The following is a 16,108-nucleotide window of genomic DNA, read 5'->3' as shown; positions in this document are numbered from 1 at the left end:
ACGCCTTAAAGGTAGCATCAAAATAGTTGATTCTATTACTGATGATACCTCCAAGGAAGTTCTACGCACTCTTCGGGGTGCCTGAGAAGCCTACACCATACCTTTAAGGTTGGTGTAGGAGCGTCACATTACAGACCTGAGGCTGACCCTGCATAACATATACATACCTGTGTGAACATAGTATTTTCGGAGAAAGGCAATATCAGCAAAGGCGGAGCGATCGCATTATGACTCAACTATATGAGCAGCTCAACCAGCTAGTGACGGAAGCATGTAGTCATCCACCTGGAAGCGCTCACCGTCAAAAAAACTTAACAAAAATTATTCGTTTAGTCACTAAGAAACTTTGGCAAGAACATACTCCCTACTATCAAGACGCACTCCAACAAACCTGGATTTACTTTTGCCAGAATATTTGCGAAGGCAAAACCGGTAATCCCTACGACTCTAGCCGTGGCAGTGTGGTCACTTGGCTCAATTTCTACTTGAAGAAACGACTCCAAGACTTTCGCATCAAGAACATAGACGGACAAGGTAAGACAGTCTCTCCTATCAAGGCTCAAAATGGTGAAAACCTTGACCCGATCAATAGTGTGGCAGCTCCACCTGAGGTGCCTAGGTTACTCGAAGATGTTAGGGAATGGGTGGAAACGGCGGGTGTTGATAGTGATCTACGCACTACCCATGTTAAAGGTCATCCAGAGGTCACCTGCCAAGTCTTAATTTTACGACGCTTGCCTCCAGAAACTAGCTGGAAAACTCTCTCAGAAGAGTTTAATGTATCAATTTCTACATTAAGTAGCTTTTATCAGCGACAATGTTTGCCCCGTTTGCGTAAATTTGGAGAATCGGAAGGATATCTATAATAGGAGGTTCCTTAAAAAGACTTACCTTAACCTTAACCTGGTTCAGTCAAGGTGTTCACATCAGTACAGAAACACAATTCCTATGACCTACAACACCCATAACCTAGAACAATTTGCCCTTCCTCTGCCCATTACTGACAATGCACGCAGGAGTGCTGAGCAATTTGCTAGGCAGCAGCCTACCTCTGAAAAAGCTGAGCAAGTTCGACTCAACACCTTGGCTGTGTTGGTTGTCAATGATTACATGCAAATGCTGGGGATGCCTACAGATTTAAAAGCCTCAGACAGCTGGAATCCTATTATACGCCTGTTAGCTAATGTGGCCGACTTGGAAATATCCGATATCGGTCGTATCGAATGCCGACCGATCAAAGCCCAAGATTCCCTTTGCCATATTCCCCCCGAAGTTTGGTGTGATCGGATTGGCTATGTAGTTGTTCAGATTGATGAACAATCGTCCCAGGGAACAGTGTTGGGATTTACTCCAACTGCTGATACCGAAGAATTACCCATTAGCCAACTACGACCCGTTGACGATTTAATCGATCAGTTCCATCAACCCATCTCAGAGCTAGCCCAGAGAACTAGGGTAAACTTGAGTCAGTGGTTAGACAATGTGGTTGAAACCGGTTGGCAAACTCTCGAAAGCTTGGAAAACTTGTTAAACCCACCCGAACCAATTTTCGCTTTCCGCTCTTCTGGTCTAGAGTCAACTGAGGCGTTACCCCTAGAGGAAAATCTTGATGTGGGGATTAGGCGGGCTAAGTTAATCGACTTAGGCCTATTGCTAGCGGGTTCCCCCGTGGCTTTGGTGGTGGAACTTTTACCAGAATCTGAACTCAAGCAAAATATTTGCCTCAAGGTATATCCCACCGGTAGTAAAACCTATTTGCCTCCCAACCTCACACTCACTGTGCTGGATGGATCGGGAACAGTGTTTCTTGAAGCCCAAGCCAGACAAATCGATAATTACATTCAATTGCAGTTCAGTGGTTTACCAGGAGAGCAATTTAGTGTCGAAGTTGCCCTTGGCGATGCCAGGATTATTGAGGATTTTGCAATCTGATCCCGTAGCGTGGCCTACGGCCAATCTAGGAATTCCTGAATTTAGCCATCGACACACCACCGAAAGCGTTATAATTCAAAGTCCTTCGGGGATATATCGGTTATCTGGTGTCTTGTTTGATATCAGTTTTGATATCAGTCAGTGGTCAATCCTAAGGCACCGATACACCTTCTATAAACCTCTATAAACCTCTATAAATAAGTAAAATGAGGGTAGAAATCACATCTGCAACACCAGTGATCCATGACCAATGACAAATAACACGCGCAGCATTGGTAAATTAGTTGTCTTAAAGATAGGAGATGGTTGCTTTGACCAAGGGTTTCCAGTCACTTTACAGATTTTGGAAGAGGGCAAAAGCCCTTTGTTGGAAATCACTGGCAGGTTACCTCCTGCTCCGGAAATTATGCAATCGTGCCAAAGTTGGACAACGAGTTATCACAGTTTGGGGTTACGTTCCCGTCTAGAAGCATCTGTGGTACAAGTGACCAATGTATCTAAACTGGAACGGTGCTACAATGCAGCCCAAGTCTTAGGCGATCGCTTAAATGCTTGGCTATCCTCAGAGCCATTTCGACCGATTAAGGAGAAATTACTCGAACAACTATTACCCTCCGATGAAATTCGTCTCATTATTCAAACCGAGAACAGTTGTTTACGGCGACTGCCCTGGCATCTGTGGGATTTTTGGGAACGCTATTCCAAGGCAGAAATTGCTTTAAGTGCCTTAAAGTTTGAACCAGTCACTCTAAATCCCAAGCCCCACCAGAAGGTGAAAATTTTAGCAATTATTGGCAATAGTATTGGTATTGATACCGAAGCGGATCAGAAGTTGCTAGAGAAATTACCTGATGCTCAGCTCACGTTCCTTATAGAACCCAAGCGCCAGCAAGTCCATGAAGCCCTTTGGGAGCAATCCTGGGATATCCTCTTTTTTGCTGGTCATAGTTCCAGTAAAAACGATGGTAAAACGGGTCACATTTATATTAATAAAACCGATAGTTTAACCATTAATCAGTTAAAGTTTGGCTTAAAAAGAGCAATTGGAAAAGGCTTAAAAATCGCTATTTTTAATTCTTGTGATGGATTGGGTTTAGCCTCGAATCTGGCTAATTTACAGATTCCCCAAATTATTGTGATGCGAGAACCGGTACCCGACCGGGTTTCACAGGAATTTTTGAAATATTTTTTAACCGCTTTTGCTGGGGGGCAGTCCTTCTATTTAGCAGTGCGGGAAGCTAGGGAACGATTACAAGGGATAGAAGACGAGTTTCCTTGTGCAACTTGGTTACCGATAATTTGTCAGAATCCTGCCGCAAAGCCACCGACTTGGCCAGGGTTGAGGGACAGTTTTGATGGAAAATATCCACTTCCACCTCCACCTCCACCTCCACCTCCACCTCCACGCCCTGAGCCTCTAAGCTTCGTCAAGGTATTAGTGAGCAGTTTAGTAATTACATGCTTCTTGATAGTTATACAGCAGCTCGGTTTACTGCAAGGTTTGGAGTTGAAAGCCTTCGACCACCTGATCAATAGAAGACCAGCGGAGTTTCCCGATTCCCGTCTGATAGTGGTAGAGGTGACTGAAGAAGATATTGAAGCTCAGCAGTCGGATTTAAGACCAGCTACCTCCTTATCAGACCGATCACTCCAACAACTGTTAGAAATACTTAATTCCTCTCAAGCCAAAGTCATTGGCCTAGATATTCATCGTGATTTTCCTGTAGCCCCAGATTATCAGGATTTGGGAAGGCTCCTAGAGCAAAGCGAGAATTTGGTTACGGTCTGCAAAGCCAGTAACGAAGAGGATAAAGGAATTTCACCGCCCCCAGAAGTTCCGAAACAAAACTTGGGCTTTAGTGATGTTGTAGTTGACCCAGACGGGGTGATCCGTCGCCATCTGTTGGCGTTTAACCCTGATCCAAAATCAGTGTGTAGTGCTTCTTATGCTCTGAGTACCCAGTTGGCCATGCGGTATCTAGTGGCAGAGGGAATCTTTCCCAAATACACAGAAGCTCAAAAACAAGATAAACAATACTTACAGCTAGGTGATGTAGTCTTTAAACCCTTAACCCATCATACTGGCAGTTATCATAAGCTTCATGCCTGGGGACACCAAATCATGCTGAATTACCGTTTTCACCAATCTCCAGAGGATTTTGTGCCCCAAGTCACTCTCTCTCAAGTTCTAAAGGGTAAGATCAATCCTGATGCTTTCAAGGGAAAAATTGTTCTGATTGGGGTTACTGCTCCCAGCCGTAAGGATTATTTTTTTACACCCTATAGTAAAGGTAATGACATAGAGGATCAAACACCAGGGGTAATTATTCATGGCCACATGGTAAGTCAGATTCTCAGTGCTGTTTTAGATGAGCGACCCCTGATACGGCATTGGCCTGCATGGCGTGAAGTAGTGTGGATTTGGGGTTGGGGCCTAACGGTTGGTCTGGTTTGTTGGCGCTGTAAATCCTCCCTACGTTTGGGTGTGTTGCTGTTGGCTCTATCGATTCTCTACGGGTCCTGCTTAGGTCTTTTGAAACAAGGGTATTGGGTACCATTAGTCCCCTCAGCATTGGCTGTGGTGGTTATTGGTAGTTTTATTGTTCTCTATGATCAACCTTCACCATATCCTCTAAAATTGATCAAGTAATCTCAGAATTGAGAATTGAGAATTAAGAATTGAGAATTGAGAATTGAGAATTGAGAATTGAGAATTGAGAATTGAGAATTGAGAATTGAGAATTGAGAATTGAGAATTGAGAATTGAGAATTTAGTAAGCCTGTTTCTTATATTGATCAGGTACATTCAAGTTTCTTACCCCGACTCCCGATTCCCGATTCCCGATTCCCGACTTCCTACTCCCTCGGTGCGCTTTCCGTAGGCGAATTAAATTCGCCACGGGTCGCACCGCTCCCGACTCCCTCGGTGCGCTTTCCGTAGGCGAATTAAATTCGCCACGGGTCGCACCGCTCCCGACTCCCTACTGCTATGGAACTGCAAGCATTACCCGTAACCTACACTGACATAGAAGCCGCCGCTAAACGCCTATTGGGCAATGCCCATCAAACTCCAGTCCATACCTCCAGGACTGTCAACCAGCTCACCAAGGCTCAAGTCTTCTTCAAATGCGAAAACTTCCAACGTATTGGTGCCTTTAAGTTTCGAGGGGCTTATAACGCTCTGTCACAACTATCTGAAGAACAAAAACAGCGAGGGGTTCTCACCTTTTCTTCTGGTAATCATGGCCAAGCGATCGCATTATCTGGCACCCTCCTCGGTATTCCCACCACTGTAGTCATGCCCAAAGATGCCCCAGCTGTCAAGCAAGCCGCTACCCGTGGCTATGGTGCTGAAGTAATTTTATATGATCGGGCTGAATTGAGACGGGAAGCATTAGCGGAAGAGTTATCACGCGATCGCAAACTCACTATCATTCCTCCCTACGATCACCCCCACATTATTGCTGGACAGGGTACTACGGCCAAAGAACTCCTAGAACAAGTTGGTTCACTGGATCTGTTACTGGTGTGTTGTGGTGGTGGTGGCTTACTCTCCGGATGTGCGATCGCAACCAAAACCCTATATCCTAATTGCCGTGTGATTGGTGTAGAACCAGCACAGGCCGATGATGCCACCCGTTCCTTCCATAGCAAAATCCTCCAAACTGTTGACAATCCCAATACCATTGCTGACGGAGCCAGAACTCCCAGCCTGGGTAAACTTACCTTTCCCCTAGTCCTTAATTACGTCGATGACATGGTAACTGTATCGGAAGCTGCGATTATCCGTACCATGTTTTTCCTCTGGGAACGGCTCAAAATTGTAGTTGAACCCACTGGTGCCTTAGCTGCTGCTGCCCTACTTGAAGGTATCATTAACATGCCCAATGCTCGGATTGGTGTCATTATCAGCGGTGGCAATGTGGATTTGAAGCAAATTGCTCAATTGACTGGAAACTAGGTATTAGAAGTATTAAGTTTTAAGGATTAAATATTAAGGATGAGGTATTTTTAGGATGGTACGAAGTATCCACCGTAGGCGATCGCGTTTTGGTTAGAATTGGAAGATATTGTAAGAAGGAGTGGGATTGCTTGCGTGTATTATAGAAGTTGTGCTCGCAACTCAAACTTCAGCAACGTTTAACAAATGCCACAAATTGTCTGGTCAAATTATCTACAGTATCGAGCCGAACTCAGGGGATTTGACCTAGCTAAGATCGAGGAAATCCTGAGATTTTCTGGATAGAGATATTATGATACCGTCACAGGCAGACAGATCGCAGTTGGCAAGCACGACAATCAGTTAGTCATAATTCCTTATGAACGCAGTGGTGATTTGATAACTCCAGTAACCATCCATAGCACCACCCGTCAACAACTACGATTCCGCTTAAGAACTGGGAGATTTACAATTAATGAATAATGCCAAGATGACATACTTTGAACAAGAGGATATCCTTCACCTTACCCTGTCTGATGAACCAGAAGCAGGTAGTGTCGAGATTAGTCCTAACATTACGGCCGAACTCAATGAAGCAGGAGACTTAATTGGAATAGAGATTATCCAAGCAAGTGCCTTCATCCGAGACGCCATTGTAGAATCAGCCCAGGGGAAGCTCTTGAATCTTTCGGGTAAGCATTCAGCTTAGGGACTTGCGTGTCAAAAAAATCCCAATTAAAGGGTGGGCAAAGTTATGTTATCTAGAAGACTGATTTTAACCAAAAGGTTTTTGCCTGATAGTAGGCTGGGCAAAGTTATGTTATCTAGAAGACTGATTTTAACCAAAAGGTTTTTGCCTGATAGTAGGCTGGGCAAAGTTATCTGATCGAGAAGACTGATTTTAACCAAAAGGTTTTTGCCTGATAGTAGGGTGGGCAAAGTTATCTGATCTAGAAGAATGATTTTAACCAAAAGGTTTTTGCCTGATAGTAGGGTGGGCAAAGTTATCTGATCTAGAAGAATGATTTTAACCAAAAGGTTTTTGCCCACCCTACTTCTTACCAAACCACACTAAGTATAGGAAAATTACTTACTCGCTATCTCAGATTTTTGGTTTAAATCTTCCACTAACTTGACTAGATCACCATTAGTCTCTGCCCATGACTCCCGCTCATTCCTAACTTTACCGAGGTGGGATTCAATATTTGCTGGTGTAATTAGAACACCAAAATCCTCTGGAACAGTCTGAACTTGATAACTGAACAGGCGATTCAGGATTAGATCACCTACTTCCTCGCGATAATGAGAGCTATCCCAATAGTTTTTCATCCCTTCCCTAATCGATTCTGTGGTAATGCTGTTATAACCAGAAAAATCCCACAATGGTGTAATCTCCACTAACCGACGTTTCCATTCTTCAAACACTGGCCAAAGTCCAGTAACCCTAAGACTTTCCCATTGAGTAGCATGGGATGGTGATATAAATACTTTTAGCTCTATCCCTTTTTCCTTACAGGTATCAACAATGTCTTGAAGATCATCCAAAAAACTATCGGAAAGTCGATACTCTTTATAATATCCATCACTTGTCATTAAGCCCTTGAGCGTGTCCTTAAACCTTCCTAGTGAAGGTTGATCGGGCTTATTGTTATAAACAAAACGCATACCATGGGCATCATAAAGATAGTAAGCCTTTGACTTGATACTAGAACTTACGGTTGATTTGGTAGCATTCAGCGCGTTTAGGGATAGGGTCGAATTAATCAACTCTTGCAGGGGAATAGTTTCTTGATTAAGAAGACTTTCCTTAAAATCTGGAGCATTAGTTTTCAAGTCATTGAACATGAAAAAATCAATACCAATCACAACGGTTTTTAAATCCGGTTGATTAGTTATAGCATGGTCAAAATAACGTTTAACTTCATACATATTTGGACCAACTAGTGCCAAATTGTATCCGGAGTTTCCTGGTTTCAGTCCTGGGTGGTTTGGGTTAAGTCCCAGGTCAGTTCGTGATGAACCTAACAAAACGATTTTGGGTTCATTACGAATAACATCTATAGCCTTGAATAGTCTGACATGGTTAAATTGTTCAGGTTTTAACTGATTTAGACCGGGTAACTCTGGGCTATTTATGACTCCGTAAGGGTCAACAGCAGCGTTCAATAAGCCAAACCCAAATAAACTGGGAAAGGTAACTGCTGCCAAGGTTAGGTTAAATCGACGATAGGAGTTCATATATATAGGATGGTAGATGGGATGGGATTGCTATAGTGCTATTCGATTTTTAATTTTACCAGTGAAAATATTCGATGAAACAAAAAAAAACCTCAGCTGATACTGAGGCTTGTAGGGTATATTTGCTTGAGGTAAGCATTCAGCGGTCAGCGGTCAGCGGTCAGGGGTCAGCGGTGAGCAGACTTATAGCGCTACGCGCAAGTCCGCAAGTCCGCAAGTCCGCAAGTCAGAAGTAAGCGATTACTTACGTTTCGGAGTTTAGGAGCGATGCAGAGGTGCGACCCGTGGCGAATTTAATTCGCCAAGGTCAAACGCACCATTACGGTCTTGGGGAGGCAGCGCGGTCTTGGGGGTTCCCCCCATGAGCGACTGCCGTGGTTTCCCCCACTCGCTATTGCATCAAGACAATGTCAAACATCTGAATGCGTAGTGCTATAACTCAGATTAAACTTTTGCTTACCTCTTTTATTCAAAAGCACCGATTGCGCTACAGGCACGCTGCGCGAACAGTAGCGTGCCTGTAGCGCATTAGCTGATACGCGACACGCTGATAGCTTTAGTCCAAAATCTAGAGTAATTGTAAGGTGCGTTATTAACGCACCCTACTACTAGGAAAAAGCGTCCGCAGTGTGCTTAGGCAACACTTAAGTTAACCTGTACTACCACATCGTTGTAGTCTTGGTCACCACCACCAAACAGATCCTCGAAACCAAAGGTGTTATCCCCTAGCAGGCGAACGTGGTCAACTCCATCTGGGTTAGCCCCCACGAAAGCAAAGAAGGCATTCAGGTCGGAATCCTCTTGATCTGCATTAGAAGGATTATCAGCTAGGAACTCCGCTACTGTACCATCCGAAATCAGGAATGGAGCCAGTAGTACCCCACCGGATACTCCAGCACTTAAGTCTACCTGATTGGATAGTGCAGCTTGTGCATAACCAGCATTACCAACATTGATACCGTTAACTGTGCCACTTTCATCATCAATCCGATACCAGCCAATGGTATTATTGAAAGAAGCTTCACTGTTGACCACAAGACTACCAGTAACTGTACCAGTCACATCGGTCAAATCCAGCAGTTCCCGTTGCCCTTGAATCTGGGTAGTGCCTGTTCCCACTGGCGGAGTCGAACCTGAACCGTCTGAGACAATCACAGTTGCATCATTGAAGTCTCCGTCATTGCCATCTTCAAAGCCCAAGGTTAACTGACCATTGCCATTGTCAGTTACCTGTACATGGTTCTGACCATCGCTATTAAATGAAGCACCACTGAAGAATACGTTGGAGGTAGGATCCTGTCCCCCTAGCACCCCATCTTTAGAGCCACCTTGGATTACGTAGAATACCAGGTTATCGTTGACGTCAAAACTGTCGATGGTGCGGGTGGCTTGAGCAGTACCTAAACCGTCAGGGAGAACAGAGAAAATTGTCTTAGCCTGAGATAGAGCAGCTTGTACATAACCACTCTGACCAGGGGCAATGCCATTGATTGTACCTTCGGCACTATCAACAGCAAATACTCCAATTTCACTGACCTCACCAGCCTCGCGACCTGTAAGAGTGAATTGGAGTTGGGATTGTCCAGCAGTGTCGCCGGTAATGGTGAAGGTATTATTGGCATTCTGAGTCAGAGTCGAGGATACCGGACCACTCTCTTCAATGGTGATGTTAACAGTGCCTGTGCTAGTACCGCCACTGCCATCGCTTACCTCAAAAGTCAAGCTATCAGTGCCAGTGAAGTCCGCATTTGGCGTATAGATAATAAAGTCATCTGTCGGATTATCCGGAGTGCCATTATCATTGACTGCTGCCGTACCGTTGGTTGGCTCCGTGACAATTGCAAAACTTAGCGGATCGCCATCAGGATCAGAGTAGTTAGCTAGAACATCAATGGTAACTTGAGTGTTTGGCTCAGTGGTAGCAGTATTGTTATTGTTTGTCGCTACTGGAGATTGATTATTAGTGACATTAACGTTAACGGTAGCTGTGACCGTAGCATTAGTGCCATCACTGACCTGGTAGGTGAAGCTATCAGCCCCAGTGAAGTCCGCATTTGGCGTATAGGTAATGGTGCCATCAACGTCATTGACTACTGCTGTGCCATTAAATTCCTGCGGTTCAATGGTTACAGTCAGCCCATCCCCATCAGCATCAGTGTCATTACCTAGGACATCAATGGTAACTGCGGTGTTTGAAGTAGTGGTAGCAGTATCGTCTACCGGTACTGGAGGTTGATTAGGATTAGTTACCTCAACGTTAACCGTAGCTGTGACTGGAGGATTAGTGCCATCACTGACCTGGTAGGTGAAGCTATCAGCCCCAGTGAAGTCCGCATTTGGCGTATAGGTAATGGTGCCATCAACGTCATTGACTACTGCTGTGCCATTAAATTCCTGCGGTTCAATGGTTACAGTCAGCCCATCCCCATCAGCATCAGTGTCATTACCTAGGACATTGATATTAACTGCAGTGTTTGAAGTAGTGGTAGCAGTATCGTTGTCTGCTACTGGAGGTTGATTAACATTAACACTAACCGTAGCTTTGACCGGAGGATTGATGCCATCACTAAGCTGATAAGTGAAGGTATCAGTGCCAGTGAAACCATCAACAGGAGTATAGGTAATGGTGCCATCAACGTCATTGACTACTGCTGTGCCATTACCGCCCTGCTGGTCAAGGGTTACAGTCAGGGGATCTCCCTCAGGATCAACGTCATTAGCTAGGACATCGATAGTAACTGCAGTGTTTAAATCAGTGCTTGCAGTATCGTCTTCCGCTACTGGAGGTTTATTAGGGACATCAACGGTAACCGTAGCTGTGACCCCAGGATTGATGCCATCACTGACCTGGTAGGTGAAGGTATCAGTCCCAGTGAAACCATCATTAGGAGTGTAGGTAATGGTGTTATCTTGATTGACTACTGCTGTACCATTAAATTGCTGCGCTTCAATGTTTACAGTCAGGGGATCCCCTTCAGGATCAGAGTCATTACCTAGGACATCAATGATAACTTCGGTACTTTGATCAGTAGTAGCAGTGTCATCTACTGGAACAGGAGCTTCATTAAGTAGGTTGAAGTCAATATAATCAAGTCGAATACGTTCATCATCGTCACTTTCCCCACTAATGGTGATTTGAGTCCCCTCGGGAATAAATATGCTATTGCTAACGGTCAGATCCTTGAACGCATCAGCATCAGGAAAAATACCAGCATTAGGATTGGGATCATCGAGAGTGAATGAAAATGTCTGATTACCAATGGTGACACCGACTGTGCTATTCCCGTCTGTCTCATCAGCAACTTTCAGGATGACCTGGTAAGTGCCACTGGGCAAATCAAAGGTTGTAGTAGCAGTGCCAGTGCTATTACCGTCAGGTAAATCGATCAGTTTATTATTTGAAGCAGCGTTATTATCACTAACTTGAAAAGTATTTAGAGTAAAGCGGGGGTCATCAAATTCAAATCTCGGCATAATATTTTGTCTTACAAAACTCCTCAGTTGCTAAGGCTGTGGGCACTTAACATTGACAATAATCCTAAGCATATGCGCTACGCGCAGGCTACGCCAACAGCTATTAGCTATCAGCCATCAGTGCTCAGCGGTCAGCTGATAGCTGATAGCGTTTTAAATCAAGAGAGTAAGTCCATTAAGCATTCAGCCGTCAGTCCTCAGCCGTCAGCCTTGGCCAAAAGGCCACGCTACGCGAATGGCTGACGCTATTGGCTGATAGCACCTCAAGTAGCACCATCTGTAGCGCATTAGCTGATAGCTGATAGCTTAGCAGGTCATAGCAAGATTGCTGTTGAACTTATCATTAATAGCTGATAGCATATATTGGATAGCACGACGCTGAATGCTTATCTAATGATCTACCAATAAATAAATACCTACTTACCTCCAGATATCCGGATTTATTTTCCAGATTCATGGCCAAATGTAAGATAAACTAGTAAAGATTAACCGATGCTATAATATAATATATAAATATATTTTTGCTTCATAAACATGAATAAATTATCGGTTTAGCATTATTTATATTTGGGAAGGATAATATTAATTGTAATGAAGCGATCGCTTCATTACAATTTCTCACGTAATATCCCCTATAAAAAGGAAAGAGCCTTGCCATTCATGCTCTTTCCTTGCCGTCAAAAAATCACCTTATTCATTGATGCCATGAGTTTTTTTTTATGTCACTAGTATTCGGATAAATTCATCAAGTCTTTATAGTAGTAATTTTCTATTTCTGCTAAATAAGGGAATCGGGAATCGGGAGCGGTGCGACCCGTGGCGAATTAAATTCGCCTACGGAAAGCGCACCGAGGGAATCGGGAATCGGGAGTCGGGAGCGGTGCGACCCGTGGCGAATTTAATTACGGGTCAAGCGCACCGATGGAGTCGGGAGTGAAGTGTGGGAAGTGTGGGGAGATGGGGAGTCAGATCAGCAACGGTTTGTCCCCCCCTTATTAAGGGTTTGTCCCCCCCTTATTAAGGGGGGTTAGGGGGGATCCCCACTTTCCACGGGGCTTTCAGCGATGCAGTTGCGTAGGGTGGGTTAGGGACGGGCTAGCCCTGATTTTCTGCCTGTTCGCGGTTAGGTTGCTGCCCGTAACGCACCACTGTATTGATTATGCGATCGCTAATTTCCCAGCTAAACCCCAACTGGAGATCCCCCCTAACCCCCCTTAACAAGGGGGGGACACTCACCACACTTACCACACTTACCACACTCCCTGCTCCCTGCTCCCTGCTCCCTCAAAAAGAATTTGTTACAAAACTTTTTAAAATATGCTATAATTTGCTATTTTTTGTGTTAAACTAAAAGTGTGGACAAAAAAATCCACGGGAAGAGCCAGCCTTAGAGTTTTCGCAGGCTGCAGGCTGGCTCTGGGTTCCCCTTACAGGAGATAACTTAATAATATGTCCCATACTCAACACCTATACCCATGGGTAGTGGTGCGCCTATTGCCACCAATGCCACCAGTCGTTTTTGCTCGGTTCGACAACCCTGCTGATGCCAAGGGCTATGTGCAGGTCCTGAAACTGCTGATGCCTGATGCCAAGTTTCTACTTTTTTTGGATCACGGAGTAGTGGTGTAGCACAGGCATCTTGCCTGTGACATAGGGAATCGGGAATCGGGAATCGGGAATCGGGAGTAGTTGTGTAGAATAGGCTTCGATGCTGTGAGGAAAATATTGATCACAGGCAAGATGCCTGTTCTACCAAAATCTTGTCCACAGGCAAGATGCCTGTTCTACCAAAATAGTACACAGGCAAGATGCCTGTTCTACCAAAATAGTACACAGGCAAGATGCCTGTTCTACCAAGACCCCAATTCCACCGAGTGGGTCAAACAGCTGGGAATCCCCCCCTCATAAGGGTAGGTTTTTTACAAAGACCTCAGGTGTGGGGTGAGCGGGCGTGGGGTGACCGGGTGTGGGGGATAAGAAAGCGATCCAGCGCGGTCTTGGGGAGGCAGAGGTGCGACCCGTGGCGAATTTAATTACGGGTCAAACGCACCATTACGGTCTTGGGGGTCTCCACGGGGCAAACAGCGGTGCGGACGCAGGTTCCGCACACAGCCCCTCCCCACTCGCTATTGCCGTGGTTTCCCCCGGAGACAAAACCTTAGATAGGGTCGCCTTTATAGTTAGCAGGTTATGCAGAAAAGGGTTAAATATTTTTTAATAAGGCGACCCGATCTTACGGTAAATTCAAACCACTCGCTATTGCATCAAGACAATGTACTTAATTTGTCGTTAAAAATCATCATTTATTCGTTGTTTTCCTTTTCCTCTCCCTCTGGGTCGCCCCATGTTTTACCCTAATGTAAAAAACCTACCCTTATCAGCCCTTAATAAGGGGGGCTGGCAGAAGGCAGAAGGCAGAAGTAAGGTTTTATCGGTAATGGTTTTTGATAACTAATTATCCGGACATGATCTAACAATTAGCATCATTTAGCTGATACAGCGTTCTTCATAACTATCAGATACACAGTATTTTTTCCTTCTTACTTCTTACTTCTTACCTGTTCCCTGTTCCCTGCTCCCTAAAAACCTCACCCCATTGAAAATTGCTGTAGTTAAATTCCTGATACATTGAACGTCTGTTTTGTCAAGTAAACTTTATACAAAATAGCTAGAATTACCCCGCAAAAATAAAGTTATTTGGTAGTTGATCCTTTACTGTTTGCCAGCCGCTACAATTAACGAGGAACAAAAACATCTACTCAATAAACTGTGCAAACTCCTGTTCTCTTAGATCGGCAAGTCTATGATCCACAAGCCCTCCTGGATCATTTAAGCCAGCTCACTCAGGAAGAGTTTGCCCCTAGGGCGGCTCAATACGACCAGACAGCAAGCTTCCCAGCAGAAAACTTTGAGACTCTGTTTGATGCAGGTCTTCATGCCCCAGCTGTACCGATTAAGTATGGTGGTTTAGGCTTAGGTCACAGCAGTGATATCCTCACCCTCTGGATGATGACACGAGAATTAGCAAAGGTAGATTTAGCTTTCACCCGTTGCTGGGAAGGCCATACTAATATACAAGTATTATTGACTGCCAACGCTAATGAAGCTCAAAAGCAACGTTGGTTTGAAGGGATTGTGCAACGAGGGGAAAAATGGGCGGGTTGGAGTGGCGAACCTCTTTCTAAAGTCCCTGGGCAAACCAGTGGTATTGGGACAACAGTTAAGGTTGTAGAGGGGGGCTATATTGTTGATGGTTGCAAGGTCTTTGCCACAGGAGCGGATGGGCTACAATGGGCGATATTGTTTGTGAGTACTGCCGGAACAGGAGCTGTTCGTCATCACGATGGACCAGCGAATTCCGTGTTGATGTTAGCCTGTGATTTATCAGACCCAAGTGTAAGCTTTGATTCAACCTGGTGGAAACCGATTGGAATGCGGGGAAGTGTAAGTTATCGCGTACAATTCGATCACACCTTTATTCCTAAAGAAAATCTGATTGGCTATCCAGGGCAATACTTGCTTGAAGAGTGGCAAACTCGCTTTACTCCTCAGTATGGAGCGGCATTTTTGGGGGCGGCAGAAGGGGCTTATGGTTATGCCCACGCTCATATCAAAAAGCAAGGCAGAGAACAGGATGCTTATGTGCAGCATCGGATTGCTAAATCAACCATGAACATTGAAACCATGGACTTGTGGCTACGAAAAGTGGCTTTGTTGTGGGAAACAGGTCAACACCAGCAGGCCAAAGAAGCTGGTAACCGCTTTCGTTATTTGTCAGAAAAATTGGCACTGGAGACTTTGGAACACTGTACTCGCATGTGTGGCGCTCGTGCTATGATTCAACCCAGTCCTTTGGAACGGATTTATCGCGATTTATCCTTCTATACTCTCCATGATAATTGCGATCGCGTTTTGGCCTCCATTGGTCAGGAAATACTGGGGCAAGAAAGCGATCGGGCGTTTTTTAATTCTTCACAGAAGTAAGCATTCAGCTTAAGCGCTACAGATGGTGCTACTTGAGGTGCTTATGCGCTACAGATGGTGCTACTTGAGGTGCTTTGGGTCTGTGGCCACGCTACACCGAACAGTTTATGCCCAAGCACACGCTACTGTTTGCGCAGCACCTCAAGTAGCGCAATCGGTGCTTTTGAATAAAATAAGCGGCGTTGCTGAATTAAGGAATGAATGCGCGATCATCTGGTTTTGTTAAAGCCCCCGTGGGTCCCCCGAGCGAGGGATTGCTCGCCCAGAATTGGGGGGCTAGGGCGTGTTTTCAAAGTTTTCCGCAAGATATTAGATCCCCCCCAGCCCCCCTTATTAAGGGGGGAGCCATACTCAAAGTCCCCCTTTTTTAAGGGAAACGGGGGTACTCGGAGTTTGAAGACACGCCCTAGGGGCAGGGCTAATTCATTGTGATCAGAGAAAATTAGGGCAGCCAGAAACTCGCGTAAACTATCAAAGTGAGCTCAATATGGAACTGTCCTACTTTTCCGATCAAGATCTTTCAATCATGCTGTCATACCA

The 16,108-nt window shown here is 44.9% G+C and carries 14 protein-coding genes; 9 read left to right on the top strand and 5 right to left on the bottom strand.

Features of this window, described 5'->3' with window-relative positions; genetic code table 11:
• Positions 1-227 precede the first annotated feature (227 nt).
• From F6K38_RS24150 to F6K38_RS24140, 3 genes are all read left to right on the top strand, one after another.
• On the top strand, positions 228-866 hold the full coding sequence (locus F6K38_RS24150; RefSeq protein WP_287357660.1) for a sigma-70 family RNA polymerase sigma factor: 639 nt from the start codon (positions 228-230) through the stop codon (positions 864-866).
• Between the two features lie 82 nt (positions 867-948).
• The gene (locus F6K38_RS24145) at positions 949-1,932 is read left to right on the top strand and encodes a DUF1822 family protein (RefSeq protein ID WP_008187080.1); all 984 of its coding nucleotides are present in this window, start codon (positions 949-951) and stop codon (positions 1,930-1,932) included.
• Positions 1,933-2,182: 250 nt separating this feature from the next.
• Positions 2,183-4,582: a CHASE2 domain-containing protein gene (locus F6K38_RS24140; protein ID WP_287295816.1), complete on the top strand. Its 2,400-nt coding sequence runs from the start codon at positions 2,183-2,185 to the stop codon at positions 4,580-4,582.
• Between the two features lie 121 nt (positions 4,583-4,703).
• Here F6K38_RS24140 and F6K38_RS24135 read toward each other — a convergent pair whose 3' ends face one another.
• On the bottom strand, positions 4,704-4,832 hold the full coding sequence (locus tag F6K38_RS24135) for a hypothetical protein (protein ID WP_267872066.1): 129 nt from the start codon (positions 4,830-4,832) through the stop codon (positions 4,704-4,706).
• A gap of 89 nt (positions 4,833-4,921) precedes the next feature.
• Here F6K38_RS24135 and F6K38_RS24130 point away from each other — a divergent pair, with 89 nt between their 5' ends.
• Entirely contained in the window at positions 4,922-5,893 is a 972-nt protein-coding gene (locus F6K38_RS24130; protein WP_008187083.1) for a threo-3-hydroxy-L-aspartate ammonia-lyase, read from the top strand.
• A 454-nt stretch (positions 5,894-6,347) separates the two neighbouring features.
• The gene (locus F6K38_RS24125; protein WP_008187086.1) at positions 6,348-6,581 is read left to right on the top strand and encodes a DUF2283 domain-containing protein; all 234 of its coding nucleotides are present in this window, start codon (positions 6,348-6,350) and stop codon (positions 6,579-6,581) included.
• A gap of 377 nt (positions 6,582-6,958) precedes the next feature.
• Here the strand turns inward: F6K38_RS24125 and F6K38_RS24120 are convergent, their stop codons facing one another.
• Complete coding sequence (locus tag F6K38_RS24120) at positions 6,959-8,110, bottom strand: hypothetical protein (RefSeq protein WP_008187090.1); 1,152 nt, start codon at positions 8,108-8,110, stop codon at positions 6,959-6,961.
• A 633-nt stretch (positions 8,111-8,743) separates the two neighbouring features.
• Complete coding sequence (locus tag F6K38_RS24115) at positions 8,744-11,584, bottom strand: Ig-like domain-containing protein (RefSeq protein WP_008187092.1); 2,841 nt, start codon at positions 11,582-11,584, stop codon at positions 8,744-8,746.
• Between the two features lie 6 nt (positions 11,585-11,590).
• On the opposite strand from F6K38_RS24115, the gene F6K38_RS24110 reads away from it, so the two are divergent.
• Positions 11,591-11,827: a hypothetical protein gene (locus tag F6K38_RS24110; protein WP_131827060.1), complete on the top strand. Its 237-nt coding sequence runs from the start codon at positions 11,591-11,593 to the stop codon at positions 11,825-11,827.
• 852 nt (positions 11,828-12,679) lie between these two features.
• Here the strand turns inward: F6K38_RS24110 and F6K38_RS24105 are convergent.
• Entirely contained in the window at positions 12,680-12,841 is a 162-nt protein-coding gene (locus tag F6K38_RS24105) for a hypothetical protein (RefSeq protein ID WP_287263925.1), read from the bottom strand.
• A 192-nt stretch (positions 12,842-13,033) separates the two neighbouring features.
• On the opposite strand from F6K38_RS24105, the gene F6K38_RS24100 reads away from it, so the two are divergent.
• Positions 13,034-13,213, top strand: coding sequence for a hypothetical protein (locus tag F6K38_RS24100; RefSeq protein ID WP_008187095.1), 180 nt, complete (start codon positions 13,034-13,036; stop codon positions 13,211-13,213).
• Here F6K38_RS24100 and F6K38_RS24095 read toward each other — a convergent pair.
• Entirely contained in the window at positions 13,195-13,317 is a 123-nt protein-coding gene (locus F6K38_RS24095) for a hypothetical protein (RefSeq protein ID WP_287263928.1), read from the bottom strand. The two genes, F6K38_RS24100 and F6K38_RS24095, sit on opposite strands and share 19 nt — an antisense overlap.
• 287 nt (positions 13,318-13,604) lie before the next feature.
• Between F6K38_RS24095 and F6K38_RS24090 the strand changes: the two genes are divergently transcribed.
• Together F6K38_RS24090 and F6K38_RS24085 are read left to right on the top strand one after the other, a co-directional pair.
• Positions 13,605-13,802: a hypothetical protein gene (locus F6K38_RS24090; RefSeq protein ID WP_131827059.1), complete on the top strand. Its 198-nt coding sequence runs from the start codon at positions 13,605-13,607 to the stop codon at positions 13,800-13,802.
• A gap of 551 nt (positions 13,803-14,353) precedes the next feature.
• Positions 14,354-15,568: an acyl-CoA dehydrogenase family protein gene (locus F6K38_RS24085; protein WP_008187099.1), complete on the top strand. Its 1,215-nt coding sequence runs from the start codon at positions 14,354-14,356 to the stop codon at positions 15,566-15,568.
• The last annotated feature ends 540 nt before the right edge of the window (positions 15,569-16,108 follow it).

The organism is Moorena sp. SIO3B2, assembly GCF_010692525.1.
In the GTDB taxonomy this organism is placed as follows: Bacteria; Cyanobacteriota; Cyanobacteriia; order Cyanobacteriales; family Coleofasciculaceae; genus Moorena; species Moorena producens.
The sequence above is the reverse complement of the archived record's forward strand: the minus strand, read 5'-3'. Positions and strand labels throughout refer to the sequence as shown.

What these genes read in the sequence shown, in the direction of transcription:
- F6K38_RS24115 (WP_008187092.1), bottom strand. Translation starts at nt 11,584, where the DNA reads ATGCCGAGATTTGAATTTGATGACCCCCGCTTTACTCTAAATACTTTT.
- F6K38_RS24145 (WP_008187080.1), top strand. Translation starts at nt 949, where the DNA reads ATGACCTACAACACCCATAACCTAGAACAATTTGCCCTTCCTCTGCCC.
- F6K38_RS24150 (WP_287357660.1), top strand. Translation starts at nt 228, where the DNA reads ATGACTCAACTATATGAGCAGCTCAACCAGCTAGTGACGGAAGCATGT.
- F6K38_RS24140 (WP_287295816.1), top strand. Translation starts at nt 2,183, where the DNA reads ATGACAAATAACACGCGCAGCATTGGTAAATTAGTTGTCTTAAAGATA.
- F6K38_RS24100 (WP_008187095.1), top strand. Translation starts at nt 13,034, where the DNA reads ATGTCCCATACTCAACACCTATACCCATGGGTAGTGGTGCGCCTATTG.
- F6K38_RS24120 (WP_008187090.1), bottom strand. Translation starts at nt 8,110, where the DNA reads ATGAACTCCTATCGTCGATTTAACCTAACCTTGGCAGCAGTTACCTTT.
- F6K38_RS24125 (WP_008187086.1), top strand. Translation starts at nt 6,348, where the DNA reads ATGAATAATGCCAAGATGACATACTTTGAACAAGAGGATATCCTTCAC.
- F6K38_RS24130 (WP_008187083.1), top strand. Translation starts at nt 4,922, where the DNA reads ATGGAACTGCAAGCATTACCCGTAACCTACACTGACATAGAAGCCGCC.